General features: G+C 46.7%; 6 protein-coding genes. All 6 read left to right on the top strand.

Features of this window, described 5'->3' with window-relative positions; translation table 11 throughout:
• Nucleotides 1-256 precede the first annotated feature (256 nt).
• The 6 genes from ACTHMC_RS12320 (at nt 257) to ACTHMC_RS12295 (ending at nt 15,355) form a co-directional block, all read left to right on the top strand.
• Entirely contained in the window at nt 257-3,622 is a 3,366-nt protein-coding gene (locus ACTHMC_RS12320; RefSeq protein ID WP_440413427.1) for a SusC/RagA family TonB-linked outer membrane protein, read from the top strand.
• Nucleotides 3,623-3,632: 10 nt separating this feature from the next.
• Nucleotides 3,633-5,624 carry a RagB/SusD family nutrient uptake outer membrane protein gene (locus ACTHMC_RS12315; protein ID WP_440413426.1) on the top strand — a complete coding sequence of 664 codons (1,992 nt, stop codon included), beginning with the start codon at nt 3,633-3,635 and terminating at the stop codon, nt 5,622-5,624.
• A 15-nt stretch (nt 5,625-5,639) separates the two neighbouring features.
• On the top strand, nt 5,640-8,039 hold the full coding sequence (locus tag ACTHMC_RS12310; RefSeq protein ID WP_440413425.1) for a DUF4838 domain-containing protein: 2,400 nt from the start codon (nt 5,640-5,642) through the stop codon (nt 8,037-8,039).
• 6 nt (nt 8,040-8,045) lie between these two features.
• A complete protein-coding gene (locus ACTHMC_RS12305) occupies nt 8,046-10,199 on the top strand; it encodes an alpha/beta hydrolase family protein (RefSeq protein WP_440413424.1) in 2,154 nt (717 codons plus the stop codon).
• A gap of 10 nt (nt 10,200-10,209) precedes the next feature.
• On the top strand, nt 10,210-13,647 hold the full coding sequence (locus tag ACTHMC_RS12300) for an FAD-dependent oxidoreductase (protein WP_440413423.1): 3,438 nt from the start codon (nt 10,210-10,212) through the stop codon (nt 13,645-13,647).
• Nucleotides 13,648-13,804: 157 nt separating this feature from the next.
• On the top strand, nt 13,805-15,355 hold the full coding sequence (locus tag ACTHMC_RS12295) for a hypothetical protein (protein ID WP_440413422.1): 1,551 nt from the start codon (nt 13,805-13,807) through the stop codon (nt 15,353-15,355).
• Nucleotides 15,356-15,396 lie beyond the last annotated feature (41 nt).

The raw sequence follows: 15,396 nt of genomic DNA, 5'->3' as shown, positions 1-15,396 counted from the left end.
GAATTGAAGGAAGCATACAGGCCTGGATGAACACTGTTTATCCGGGAATGGCTTTACCATGTCCGAAAGTTTGACAGGATCACATAAAAAAGAGAAAGAGCGGTAACTCTTTCTCTACAATGAAAGCACCGGAACAAGCTCACCTGACAAGTTATACTTGTTCCATTTTTTCATCTTTCAATTCAAATATATGAAGAAAAAGCTATTGTCATGCCGGTGGCATGATGATCAGTTATTGCGTAAAACCGGACGTATTATGAAACTGACCGCGCTGCTTTTGCTCATTTGCACTTTGCATGTTTCCGCCACAGGCTTCTCGCAGGGAGTATTCACCTTGAATATGAAGAATGCAGGCGTGGAAGATGTATTGAAACAACTGCAGAAAGAAAGCAGCTACCGTTTCTTTTATAATTCAGGTCAGGTGCGCGCGCTGGACAGGGTGAGCATTTCCGTGGAAAATGAAACACTGGTGAATATACTGGACAGAATACTGAACAAACGGCTTTCCTACCAGATCCTGGAAGATAATATCGTGATCATCTCACCGCCCAAAAATAATGTTTCCGATCAAACGATAGAAGGGGTAGTCACCGATGATAAGGGCATGCCGCTCACAGGTGTGTCTGTACAGGTCAAAGGAACGAAGCGGGGTGTTACCACAGACGCCAAAGGTCTGTTCTCCATCAAGGCAGAACCTGGTGAAATTCTCCTTGTTTCTTTCGTTGGCTATGAAGCGCAGGAAATCACTGTAAGTAAACAATCTTCCATACAAGTGAAGCTGAAGTCCTCTTCTTCAGAGCTGGAACAACTGGTAGTGATCGGTTATGGAGCAGTGCGCAAGCGAGATGTGACAGGCTCAGTAGGACAGGTGAAAGTTCAGGAATTGCAGAAAGCGCCTGTGATCTCTTTTGAAGAAGCACTGGCAGGAAGAATGGCCGGTGTGAAGGTGACCTCGGCAGACGGACAGCCCGGAGCCGCCATTAACGTGGTGATCCGTGGCACCAATTCGGTGACACAGGATAATTCTCCGCTCTATGTGATAGACGGATTTCCCATGGAGAATCCGGATAACTATACGCTCAATCCTGCGGAGATAGAAAGCATAGAAGTATTGAAAGATGCCAGCTCCACCGCCATCTATGGTGCCCGGGGTGCAAATGGTGTAGTGATCATCACCACAAAAAAGGGGAAGATCGGAGAGCCGGTGGTCAACTATAATCCCTATTTCGGTTTCATGCAGAACAAACGAAAAATGAAACTGATGAACGCATATGAGTTTGTGCAGTACCAGATGGAAAGGGATTCCACTAATGCTGCAAATATTTATCTCATCAACGGAAAAACTTTAGAGGATTTCCGCAATGAGCCATCTATCGACCTGCAGGATGATATCTTCCGCACCAGCCCCTTTCAGAATCATTTCCTCAGTGTCAGTGGTGGTAAGGGCGGCACTCGTTATGCTGTTTCCGGTTCTATCCTCAACCAGGATGGCGTGATCAAAAATAGCGGCTACGATCGCTATCAGGGCCGTGTGAACCTCGATCAGACGGTGAGCAATAAACTCAAGATCGGGATCAATTCCAACTACAGTGTCACTAACCGGTTTGGTACTGTGCCTTCTGAACAGACAACCGGTTTCTTTTATGGCAACCTGCTCTACAGTGTTTGGGGATACAGGCCGGCAACCGGGCGGAGTATCAATGAACCGGTAGACAACCAGGATGATGATTTTCTCAGCCTGCAGGGGTTCAATCCGGTACAGACCGTAGAAAATGAATTGCGCGTCAACAGAACTGACCTGCTAACGGTAAATGCATATGGGGAATACACCCTCACCAAAAACCTCAAACTGAGGGTGAGTGGTGGATTGACCAGATCGAAGATCAAAAGGGAATCTTTCAATAATTCCAAAACACGGCTGGGCAGCCCGCTGACCACCAGTGGACAAAACAATGGCATCAACGGTTCTGTGATCTATAATGAACTGAACAGCCTGCTGAATGAAAACACGCTCAGCTACAATAAAACATTCAACCGTACACATACACTGGATGTTGTGGGAGGTTTCACTGCACAGAAGACCACTACTTCTTCCTACGGTGCTGCGGCCAATCATATTCCCAATGAATCACTCGGAATCGGTGGTATCGATGAAGGCCAGCCGGTGGACGTTAACTCTTCTGCATCTGTGTATACACTTGCTTCGTTCCTGGGAAGGGTGAATTATTCTTACAGATCAAAATACCTGCTAACGGCGTCAATCCGCGCAGATGGTTCTTCCAAATTTTCGGAAGAGAACAAATGGGGCTATTTCCCTTCAGCAGCGCTTGCCTGGCGTATAGACAGAGAAGCCTTCATGCAGCCTCTTGATTTTGTATCCGATGCAAAGGTCCGCGTGAGCTATGGTGTTACCGGCAATAACCGGGTGCCTGATTTTGCTTATCTCTCCCGCATCGATCTCCCATCCAATATAGGGTACAGCTATAATAACCTGCCAGTGAATGCGGCCATCCTCTCGGAACTGGGCAATGTGAACCTTAAATGGGAGAGCACCAGGCAAGTGAACCTGGGCCTCGATCTTGGCCTGTTCAATGACCGCATTTCCTTTGTGGCGGATGTATACAGAAAAGTGACTTCCGATCTTCTCCTCAATGCTAAAACACCCAATTCCATCGGATTTACAGACGCCGTGAAGAATATCGGTAAGGTGGAAAATAAAGGACTGGAGCTTACTCTTAATACTATCAACATCAAGAAGCAGGATTTCACCTGGAACTCTAATTTCAATATCAGCTTCAACAGAAATAAAGTACTGGCGCTGGCTGAAAACCAGTCCACCCTGTACACGCTGGCAAACTGGAATATCGATCTGCGCACAGTGCCATTGTACATCGCGGAAGTGGGGCAACCCGTTGCCAGGTTCTACGGCTATGAATGGGAAGGCAATTACCAGCTCAGTGATTTTGATGAAACAGCCCCCGGTGTATATACATTGAAATCAAAAGTGGCCAGTTATAACAAAGACAGGTCGCTTACCAAACCCGGGGATATAAAGTATAAAGACAGAACAGGCGATGGTATTGTTAACGCGGAAGACAGGACCATCATCGGCAACCCCAATCCGAAATTCACGGGTGGTTTTTCCAATGACCTCACCTGGAAGAATTTCGATCTGAATGTTTTTGTGGAATTCTCCTACGGCAATGATGTGATGAATGCCAACCGGATCATCTTCGAGGGAGGCGGCAGGGTGAACCAGAATATGTATGCCAGCTACCTCGAACGCTGGACGCCGGAGAACCAGAGCAACAAGTATTATCGCACCAATGGAAGGGGACCGGTGGATTTCCAGTATTCAACAAGGGTTGTGGAGGATGCGAGTTATGCCAGGATCAAGACTGTGGCCCTGGGTTATACCATTCCGGCAAGGGTCACTTCCAGAGCAAAGATCAGATCGGTGCGCGTGTATGTGTCAGGACAGAACCTGTATACATTCACCAACTACAGCGGCTTTGATCCGGAAGTGTCTGCTTACGGCAATTCTGCGCTGATGCCTGGTTTTGATTACTCCGTGTATCCCCGTTCCAGAACGGTCATTATTGGCGCTAATATTTCATTCTAAAGCAACGTCCATGAAACGAATTACGATTGTAATTACAGCGCTGGGTTTACTGATGACTACCAGCTGTAAGAAATTCTTAGATACGAAACCGATAGACTTTTCGGTGCCTGAACAATATTACAATACCGAAGGCCAGCTCAACGATGCACTGGCCGGGGTATATGCTTCATTAACCACAACTTCAACCTATGGTTTATACCTCTCGCTCTTCCTGCAGAATGGAACCGATGAAGGTGTTTACAAGAATACTTCTGCCACTGCCAATGCCATGGCATATGATCACAACCCTGCTGATTCCTACATAGAGCAAACCTGGCGCGACCTCTATACCGGGATCAACAGGGCCAATTACCTGCTGGCGAATATCAGCAAGCCGGCGATGGACGAACAGAAAAGAAATGTGATCAAAGGAGAAGCGCTCTTCCTGCGCGCCTTCATGTATTTCCAACTGGTAAGCAACTGGGGCGATGTGCCGCTTTTCCTGGAGCCAACGGTAGACAGCCGGAAGGTGAACAATCCCAAAACGCCCGCCAGACAGGTGTATGACAGAGTGCTTGCCGATATGAAAGAAGCCAGCTCGCTGGTGAATGGGTATACAGTCAATGGCAATCCCGTCCACATTTCAAAAACCGCTATCCAGGCCATGATGGCAAGGGTTTGCCTGAAAATGGCCGGTGAGCCATTGAAGGATGTTTCGAAATATGAAGAGGCCAGGGCATGGGCGGACAGTGTGATCACATCGGGCATTCATTCGCTGAACACCAGTTATCAGCAGATCTTCATCAATGAATCGGCAGACCTCTATGATAACACCAGCCGTGAAGTGTTATGGGAAATAGAATTCTACGGCAATAATGTAGGCGCACTGGAACTTGGAGGCAGGTTTGTGAACTATGCGGCTGTTACCAATAATAATAAAGATGCAGGCATCGGATACGGAAGAATAGGTGCTTCAGGTTATTTGTACAAACTGTATGATGTGGCCGATCTGCGTCGCGACTGGTCCATTGCCCCTTACAGTTTCAGAAGTAATAACAGTGTTGAAGAAGTGATGAAAGCGCCCACCGATATATATTCGAGAGGCATTGGCAAATGGAGAAGAAAATACGAAACGGTACTGCCTCGCAATACGGACTATGGTCCAACCAATTTCCCTGTGATCAGATTTTCCGATGTATTGCTGATGTATGCCGAAGCGGAGAATTATCTGAATGGAGCTACTGCCAGTGCTTATAATGCATTCAACCAGGTAAGAAGAAGAGCATATGGCTTCCCGGTTTCTCAACCTGTAACTTCTGTCTCTGTATTGAGCGGTCTGACACTGGCCGCGGCCGGCAATACAGGATACACCAATACCGTGCTGACCATCCCGATCAGTATTTCAGGCGGCGGAGGTTCTGGCGCAGCAGGTATTGCAACCGTTTCCGCTACTACCGGAAAGATCACATCCGTGGCAGTTTCTAAGCCTGGCTTGAATTATACCAGTGCTCCTGATGTGAGTATCGGCACCGCCTGGACGGCCAATACCTTGTATGCGGCAGGCACGCAGGTGTACAATGGGAATTTCCTGTATACTGTCAGCAGTGCAGGAACATCCACCGTTACGCCTCCAACACAGAACAGTGGTTCCTCTGACGGCGCCATTACAGGAGCTGTTTTCACCTATGCAGGCCTGAGGGCCACGGCAACTGCTACCATCGCAAGTTATGCAGTTGATCTGCCTGCCGGTTTAAATAAAGAAGATTTTCAACAGCAGATCATGAATGAGAGAGCCAGGGAACTGAGTTTTGAAGCGTTGAGAAAAGGTGATCTCATCCGCTGGGGAAAGTTCCTGAGCCAGATGAAAATGATGGAAGCGGATATCAAACAGAATGCTCCTGCCAATCTGCAATATACCACCCGTGCCTATACGAATGTAGGAGAGAAACACCTGTTGCAGCCGATACCGAGCTCTGAATTGTCGCTCAATAATCTGATGGACCAAAATACATTGTGGAAATAAACCAGGTTTGTTGACATGAAAAGTAGCTATAGAAAGGAAATGCTGCTGGCATTCCTGTGCCTGGTTATTGCCATGACAGGCAGGTCGAATGATTTCATTATTGTGAAAGGCTATGAGCGTGCTGAGATTTTCGTTAGCGGGAAAGCATCAGCAGTTGAAAAATATGCAGCCCGTGAATTGCAGCGCGCCATTCAGTTGATGAGCGGTATGCAATTGAAAATTACGGATAAAGCGGCAGAAGGTCAGATCATCATTGGTACTCCGGCCTCGCAGGCAGGTATTGCTGCCATGTCAAAGGAATTGCAATTGCAGGGAGCTGGTGATGAGCAGATCGCTGTACATCGGATCGGCAACAGTTTGTTCCTGGCTGGTAATACGCCAGGAGCTGCATTGTACGCCACATATGCCTTGCTCACGGATGTGCTGGGCGTTCGCTGGTACTGGCCGGGACCTACCGGTGAGTATGTGCCGGAGCGAAAAACCCTCACCATCGGTGCGTTGAAAATTTCTGATAGTCCTGATTTGAAAATAAGATCTCTTGCCATTACCGGAGTACCCAATGGCGATCCCGATACTGATACCTGGATGGCAAGGAACAGGCTGAACCTCGTCTCCTCCAAATCAGGAGGAGACTCTTCCGGTACAATTATCCCTGCCAGAAGAGAAAAGGGATTTTTGATCCGCATTGCAGGCCATAATGTAGTGTTGCCGGAAGAGATGTTGAAAGCGCATCCGGAATATCTCGCATTGATTGGCGGGAAGCGGCAGTTCCATCCACGCAATGCATCACATCTCTGCTGGAGTAATTCTGCCGTGCAGGAAGAAGTGGCGAAGATGATCGCAGGCTGGTGGAACAAAAGCCCTGAGCCGGATATCATTCATTTTTATCCGGCCGATCAGACTTTGTACTGCACCTGTGATGATTGCAAAGCGATGGGTGATATCAGTACAAGATGGCAGCAATTCTCCGGTATCGTGATCGATAAGCTGGAGAAGCGAATGCCGGGAAAACGCTACTGGACTTACGCTTACCTGGAATACAAAAAAGTTCCCGGGACTAAACCTGCACCATTTGAGCTGATACCGTATGCGTTGTATGATGTGAGCTACCGGCATCTTCTGTCTTCCGGCAATGCATTCAATAAAGAGAGTATTGCTGAAGTGGATGGCTGGTTGCAGAAAGGTGTGAACATGGGAATAAGGGGATATGAATACATCATTTTCAAAGACCCGGTATTTGTGCCCATGACCGAATGGGTGGTGGACCAGATGCGCTGGATGCATCAGAAAAAACTGACCGCCTATATGTCTGAGTTGCCCGCCTACGGTATGCCACGGAATGTTCCGGAAGCTAATACTTATTGGGCCACTAACAGGATGGCGCTGTATGCCGCCACCAGGGCGATGTGGGATACTGATATTTCGGTCGATTCACTGATGAAGGATTGGTGCGCTACCATTTATGGCACTGCTGCAAATGAAATGCTGCAGTATTACAAAGAAATAGCAGCGGCATGGTATGGGAGCAGTGAGAAGATCACCCTCTTTCTAAATTCTCCTGTATTGCATGTTGATGATTTCCTGGGTCCGGAGGTCTTTAAAAAACTGGATTTACATTTTGAAGCAGCTGCAAAACAAACAGCATCGTTAAGGGATCAATCCACACGAACGAGGGTTGAAACCCAGCTGGCGCTGGAAAGAACAATGCTGGAAAACTGGAAAACGATCTATTCACTTAAGCATACCAGGGCGAGTCAGGCTACTATGGATACCACAAGAAAGGGGATCCTGATCTATGATGGTGGTGCTGAGAGCAGCCCTTTGTTGATAGAGCTGAACAGGGCAGGTTGGGATGTGGCCGTAGAAGGATCGGATGAAGCCAAACTACGGCCATATCTGAATAGCAATGCATCTGTTTTGCTGATCAGGTATTCAAAGGAAAATTGGGTTAAGAAAGGATTGTCCAATAAGTTTTTGCAAAAGGATGTACAATCCTTTATACAGAAAGGCGGTCTGGTTTTATTGGTGGCTGATGGCGAAATTCCTGTGTCGGACTGGTTTGCGGAAGTACCGGCCGTAAAATGGACAGGCACTGAACCCGTGCAATTCAGGAAAACGAATTTCCTGCAACCCGGAAGCTGGCAGAGCAGCCCGAATGATATGGTGCATATGTTGGCAAAGGGGTTGCCTCCTAAACAGGGCTACAGGCCATTGGAGCCTGGATGGCAGACGATGGCGACTGTACCTATGAGTAGTGGGAGGGATGCGCCATATCTGCTGAGAAAACGTTTAGGCAAAGGATGGCTGTTGCTCAGCTCCGTTCCGATGGGATTTGGTGGAGGATTTGAATTGTTCAGCGCCCGCAATGCCATGAATATGGTGAAGCTGATTGAAAACCTGCAGGCAGATAAATAAGAAAGTATGAGACGCATTTTATTGATAACCGTATTCCTGTATCTGATCAATTCCGGTTTGAAAGCCCAACAGGAATTCGATGGGTTGCGGGGAACACATAACTGGATCGGGTTCAGTGACGCCCCCAATTCTTTATATCATCATCTTGCATCGCAGGCTTTCAGGTATCTGGAAAAACGGGAAGCAGGCATACAAAAAATACAAACCCTGTCTGAGTGGAAACAAAGGCAGCAATGGGTCAGCAAAAAACTGAGGGAGGTGGTTGGTGAGTTTCCAGCCAAAACACCCTTGAATGCCAGAGTGACAAGAACTATTCAGAAAGACGATTATACCATCGAGCATATAATTTACGAATCGATGCCTGGTTATTATGTAACGGCATCATTGTTCATCCCGCGCAAAATAAAAGGAAAGGCGCCAGCCATCATCTATTGCAGCGGCCACTCCAATACGGGCTACCGGTCTTATCAGAATATTTTACTGAACCTGGTACACAAAGGGTTTATCGTTCTTGCATTCGATCCGGTGGGGCAGGGAGAGCGGTTGCAGTATTATAATCCTGCTTCTGGTAAATCAGAATTCCAGTGGCCTGCCTTCGAGCATTCCTATGCGGGTGCACAACTTTTTATCACGGGCAATACGCTGGCCCGTTATTTTACCTGGGATTGTATCCGTGCAGTGGATTATTTAGTAACAAGAAAAGAAGTGGATACGGCCAGGATCGGTATTACAGGGCGTTCCGGAGGTGGCACTCAAAGTGCTTATACTGCTGCATTTGACAGTCGCATCAGGGCCGTGGCAACAGAAAATTATATCACAAATTACAACCGGTTATTTCAATCGATGGGGCCGCAGGATGCAGAGCAATGCTTCCTGAATGGCATTCAGCAAGGCCTTGATATGGCAGACCTGCTGATGGTGCATGCCCCCAAACCAGTGCTTATTATTGCTACCACGCAGGATATGTTCCCAATCCAGGGTACTATGGAAACAGCAGCAGAACTTGCACGGATCTATAAATCATACAACGCTGCCGGCAATTGCCGGATGATAACTGATGATGCGCCACATGCTTCCACTAAAAAGAACAGGGAAGCGATGTACGCTTTCTTTCAACGTTGCTTTGAGTTGACCGGAGACTCAACGGATATTCAGTACAAGCCGCTGACGGCTGAAGAACTGCAGGTGACAACAACAGGGCAGGTGAGCACAGCATTACATAGCGAAACAGTATTTGGTTTGAATGTTAAAGAAGCAGCAATAAAGCAGGCCGTGCTGAATAGAAAGCGGTCATCATATCCAGCGGGTATTCCTGCAATGCTTCGCGAAGCGAAAAAAATATCCGGTTTTCAGCAGCCTGCAAAATCACGTTCTCCTCTTTTTGTTGGAAGGGCACAAAGGCCGGGGTATAGTATTGAGAAGTTCCTGCTACATGGAGAAGGTGATTATATCTTGCCCTATACTTTATGGAAGCCAGACTCCTCTTCAGGCAAGGCGATTATTTATTTGCATCCTTCGGGTAAATCGGCGGAAGCCGCAGCTGGCGGCGAAATCGAATGGTTCGTAAAACAGGGGGTTCTTGTACTGGCGTCTGACCTGCCAGGTATCGGAGAGTTGGGTCCCGGAGAGTTCCGTGGCGATTCCTATATCGATAGCGTTTCCTATAACTGCTGGTTTGCCGGCCTGCTTACGGGCAGGAGTATTACCGGTATACAGGCAGGGGATGTGATCAGGTTACTCCTGCAACTACAACAAACAACTGGTATCCGGGAAGTTTATGGACTGGCGCATCAACAAATGGGTCCGGTGCTCTTGCATGCCGCAGCATTTGATACAGGTATCAGTAAAGTGGCGCTGATCCAGCCATATAATTCTTATCGCTCCCTTGCCGGTAATCCAAAATACAAACCTGCATTCCTGCACAGTACGGTTGCCGGTTCAGCAGGCATCTATGATCTGCCAGACCTTGCTGCATCCTTGTTTCCCAGAGAATTATTTATCGCAGGTATGACGGATGCAAACGGAAATGCGGGCAATATTTCCGAGATCCAATCAGATCTTTCTGTGATCAGCAACGCATACCGTGGACAGTTGCGCAGCACTGCAACCAATTCTTTTGAACAGTTAGCCGGCCAGCTGAAAGCCTGGCTCGGCCATTAATTGATCCTATATGAGAACGAGTGTTTTATTTTTTCTGTTGATCGTAGCCTTTGCTGGAACAGCATTGGCGAAAGATTTTCCCATCACCGCTTACGGCGCCAGGCCCGGAGCCCGGTTCCTGAATACCATTAGTATCAATAAGGCCATCGAGGCCTGCCATAAAGCAGGTGGCGGCCGGGTTATTGTGCCATCTGGAGTTTTCAGGACAGGCACCCTGCTGATGAAAACCCATGTTGAGTTGCATCTGGAAGCAGGCGCCGTGCTGCTGGCAAGTACCAGTCTGAATGACTTTCCGGTACAACCCCAACCCAGTTACCGCTCACAGAAAGATCCGGGCGGATGGCGGGCACTTATTTATGCGAATGAGGTTTCTGATATCGCTATCACCGGAACCGGTACCATCGATGGCAATGGCGCAGCACAACAACCTGATCCCGCTTCCGCGTATAAAAGCGATATGGATGGCAGACCAAGAAATGTGTTGTTCATTTCCTGCAAAAAGATCAGGGTGCAGCATATCAGCATGCGGAATGCGGGAATCTGGAACCAGCATTACCTGGATTGCGATGATGTGTTTGTGGATGGCATCAATGTATACAATCATGCCAACCGGAATAATGATGGAATAGATATCGATGGTTGCCGCAATTTCATTCTCTCTAACTCAATCTTTGACACTGATGATGATGCCATTGTGCTGAAAAGCACTGGTGCTGCCGGTTGTGAAAACGTTGTGATCACCAATTGCATCGTTTCCAGTTTTTGTAATGCTATCAAGGCCGGCACTGAATCAACGGGTGGATTCAAAAATATTTCCATCTCCAATTGTGTGATCAAACCAAGCACCAATCTTCATCCGCCCATCTACGGTACAGCCCGGGGTATTGCCGCACTCTCCCTGGAAATTGTAGATGGAGGAATAATGGACGGCGTGAGTATCAGTAATATTTCCATTGAAGGAAATGATTGCCCGTTGTTTGTCAGGTTGGGCAACAGGGCCAGGAAACATACAGCGGCAGCGCCTGAGCCGGGTGTTGGGAGTCTGCGCAATGTTGTCATCAATAATATCGTGGCTTATAATACAGGCAATTATTGTTCTTCTATCACGGGTATTCCCGGACATAACGTGGAGAATATTTCTTTGTCCAATATTCAGATCACACACCGCGGAGGGTTGAAATCCGGACAATATCTCAGCGATCTTTCCAAAGTTGAAGAAGACGAAAAAGGATATCCACAACCCACTGCCTGGAAAGAACTGCCTGCTTCCGGATTGTTCATCAGGCATGCAAAGAATGTACAGGTAAACGGACTGATGCTGAATGCTACTGCCCCAGATCCGCGCATACCGGTCATTGCGGGAGATGTGGATGGGCTGCAGGTGCGCGCTGTCAGCGGGTTACAGAACCTGACTGCGCCCGTGTTCTTCAAGGGTGTAGAGGTAAACAATATTGCAGTAGATACTCCACCCGGCTGGTCCAAAAAAGTAACTGACCTGCCAGTCCCTGTTACAAAAAAATTTGATGTAGTTGTGTATGGTGGCAATGCTGCGGGAGTAATGGCTGCCTACAGCGCAAAGAAAATGGGAAAGTCCGTTTTGCTGATAGAGCCTGGCAAACATATAGGCGGGCTCACTACCGGCGGTCTTGGTTACACTGATATCGGAAACAAGTTCGCGATCAGTGGACTTGCACTTGACTTCTATCGAAGGCTGGGGAAGCATTATGGCAATTTTGAGAACTGGATCTTTGAGCCATCTGTAGCAGAAAATATTTTATGGGAATATCTGAAATCAGCGGATGTGCCTGTACAATCCGGATATCGCCTGAAGGGTGTACAAAAAAATGGTAATACCATAACAGGAATAACTATTGAACCATCACAGAAACCAGCAGCTGATGAATTGATCCATGCAAAGATGTTCATCGATTGCAGCTATGAGGGTGATCTGATGGCAAAGGCCGGTATTTCCTATACCGTGGGCAGAGAAAGCAACAGCACTTACGGTGAAACCTATAACGGAGTTCAACTGATGGAAGGGCATCAGTTCCCTGATAATATCGATCCCTACAAAATCCCCGGAGATGCCCGCAGCGGGCTCCTTTGGGGGATTTCAGATAATTCAGTTTCAGCACAGGGATCTGGAGACCGGATGGTGCAGGCTTACAATTTCCGAATCTGCCTCACCAATAATCCTTTAAACCGTATAGATATTACAAGACCGGCTGGATATGACTCCACGAAATATGAATTGCTGCTTCGTTTTATTCAACAGGTAAAACCGGCAGATCTGAAACCATTTTTAAAGATTGATATCATGCCCAATCAAAAAACGGATATCAATAACAAAGGTCCGTTCTCCACGGATATGATTGGTATGAACCATCACTATCCCGAAGCGGGTTATGCAGACAGGGAACAGATCCGCACGGAACATGAAGTTTATACAAAAGGACTCCTCTATTTTATAGGTCATGATCCCCGTGTACCAACGCACCTGCGTAACCAGATGCTGGAATGGGGGTACCCGAAAGACGAATACACCGATAATGGAAACTGGACACCGCAGCTCTATGTACGGGAAGCCCGGCGAATGAGTGGCGCTTATGTGATGACGCAGGCAAACTGCGAAGCACGCGAGCGGGTTGCCGACGGTATAGCCATGGCTGCTTACACGATGGACTCTCATAATTGCCAGCGTATCGTAGTTGAAAAGAATGGCGTTAAGATGGTGAAGAATGAAGGCAATGTGGAGGTCGGTGGATTCGGCCCATATCCCATTGCTTACAGGTCTTTAACTCCCAAAGCTGCTGAATGCAGCAATCTGCTGGTGCCGGTATGTTTATCGGCCAGCCATATTGCATACGGGTCTATCCGCATGGAGCCCGTGTTCATGGCGCTTGCACAGGCTTCCGGGATTGCTGCCAGTCTTGCTCTTGACAAGCAAAACACCGTTCAGCAGGTGAATGTTGCTGAGATCCGGAAAGTATTGCAGGATGATCCATTGTTGGATGGCAGTGCGCCCGATATTCTGGTGGATGATGCAGATTCTTCCCGCATTACAATCAGTGGTGTCTGGAAAAAACAAACCAGAAGAAGTTACGGGCCTTCCATGCTGGTGAGCGATTCAGGCACTGTGGAAAAAGCTACAGTCCGTTTTCTCCCGGAGATCAAAAAGGCAGGGCAGTATGCCGTGTACACCTATCTGCCCAAACTGCCGTATATGGCCCATGAAATTGAGATCGGGATCTATGATGGCAAACAAACGCATCATAAGAAGATACGGCCGCAGGAAGTAAAGGTAGCAGGACAAACAACAGGAGAATGGATATGGCTTGGCTCCTTTGTGTTCTCGAGCAGGAGAACTCCTTATATCCAGATCTCAGGCGGCGGTGGAAAAGGAGCAGTGGCGGCAGATGCCGTATTGCTTAAGGCTGCCAGTAAATGAGCAATACTGAAGGCTATTCCACGCAAAAAGGCAATCCGGCAATGGGTTGCCTTTTGCATTTTCATTACTGCTACGGAAACGATCTCATTTTTCCTTTGAGGTGTAGCGATATGATTTATTATTAAAAAAGACTATTTTAAAGGGATAATGACATCTCATGTTACGTTTTTTGATTGTATACATTCTTGCCTTTTTCCCAAAATTGCTTCCTGCCCAGGATACTATTTATTCAACCTGGGATTTCGCCCGTCCATTTCAGCTGAAATTCAGTGACCACGGCAGATGGACTGACAGGCCAGATTCCAGAAACCTTATGTTTAAGAATATCCTGGTAGCTAATTTTGACAGGAGTGTTATAGGTGAAATATTAACCTCAATCAAACCGGCAAAAAAGTATTTCAACAATAATACACTGACATTTACTCTTCCATATGCAGTAGAACTTTCTGATATAGAAGGACAGGTTTACAGGCCCGGATTTAAAATCCTTCCTGGTGCGAATTCAGACTATAATGGTTATACGATCCATCTGATAGATGAGCTGAAGGTCAGGAATATCCGTACTCAGGGGCTGCTTGGGTTTCATAATATTAAAATCCAGGGCCGGTATAACTCAAAAATGTCAATGAGGAATATTGAATCCGATGATTTGGAGATACGTGGATTAAAAGTTGATGACCTGGATATAGATAGCGTAAATAGCGGGCTGGTTATCGAAGGTAGCAGGATTGATGATATCCGTCTTGCCAATATCTGCCCGGATTCAAATGCTTATCGCAGAAGAATAGCTATCCGGCAGTCCCGTTTCAATAAATTGGTGTTGGATAAGGTTACATCCCTGGATATTGTGTTGGAAAAGGATTCAATAATGGGTGAATGCATCATATCCGGGGAGATTGGGGAAAAGAAATTGATTCCAAAATTAGAAGTGATCGATTCTTATTTTAAAAGCAGATTTTGGTCCTGGGCAGGGTTGCATTTTAATAAACTGGTATTTTACAAAGTTGATTTCGCTCCGGATCTAAATCTGTCGGGATTCAGTTGTGATACGCTGATATTTGTTGATTGTGGATTATTACCCAAATCCCTCAATATTGATGTGCTGCCGACTGGTAGACCATTGAGCTTAATGATTAAGAATACAGATTTCCAGGATGTGAGGTTTGTCTATAATAATTATACAAGGCTGATTTTCGATACAGCCAATGAATATTCCTATCGCAATGGAATAATGAATGATGATCTGACCAGTAGCACCTTTCAAATGCTGATAGAAAAGTTCAGAAGAGAAGGGAAGATGCAAAGCCTGGAGAATGTCGATCTGGATTTTTATAAATGGAAATTCAGCAAAGCGAATGTTTTTGGGAAAGCTGGATTGTTCCTGAATAAAATATGGTGGTATTACGGGTATAAGAAATGGCTTATCCTTATCTGGTCCTTTATTTTTATTTCAGTATTCGTAATCATTAATTATTACCAATGGAATCATGTTCAGCCTGCTTATCCGATAATGCCAGACAATTTTATTGGCTGGAATAAAGTTGAGTACGTTATTGTGTATACCGTCCTTGTTTTCTTTTCTCTCAGGATCGATCTTGGTAAGTTGAAATATGAAAAGAGGGCTCATATCTATTTGTTCTTTATTCAATACCTGGTAGGTTTAATTTGCCTCTTTTTCATCTTTAATGCGCTTGTCAAACTGTCATAAATAGAAGCTGTGGTGAAGGCGGTTGCTCCCAAGCCTGTGAA

This window comes from Pseudobacter sp., assembly GCF_051955275.1.
Taxonomy (GTDB): Bacteria; Bacteroidota; Bacteroidia; order Chitinophagales; family Chitinophagaceae; genus Pseudobacter.
Note: the sequence above shows the minus strand (reverse complement) of the source record. Positions and strands in the feature narration are given on the sequence as shown.

What these genes read in the sequence shown, in the direction of transcription:
- ACTHMC_RS12300 (WP_440413423.1), top strand. Translation starts at nt 10,210, where the DNA reads ATGAGAACGAGTGTTTTATTTTTTCTGTTGATCGTAGCCTTTGCTGGA.
- ACTHMC_RS12320 (WP_440413427.1), top strand. Translation starts at nt 257, where the DNA reads ATGAAACTGACCGCGCTGCTTTTGCTCATTTGCACTTTGCATGTTTCC.
- ACTHMC_RS12310 (WP_440413425.1), top strand. Translation starts at nt 5,640, where the DNA reads ATGAAAAGTAGCTATAGAAAGGAAATGCTGCTGGCATTCCTGTGCCTG.
- ACTHMC_RS12295 (WP_440413422.1), top strand. Translation starts at nt 13,805, where the DNA reads ATGTTACGTTTTTTGATTGTATACATTCTTGCCTTTTTCCCAAAATTG.
- ACTHMC_RS12305 (WP_440413424.1), top strand. Translation starts at nt 8,046, where the DNA reads ATGAGACGCATTTTATTGATAACCGTATTCCTGTATCTGATCAATTCC.
- ACTHMC_RS12315 (WP_440413426.1), top strand. Translation starts at nt 3,633, where the DNA reads ATGAAACGAATTACGATTGTAATTACAGCGCTGGGTTTACTGATGACT.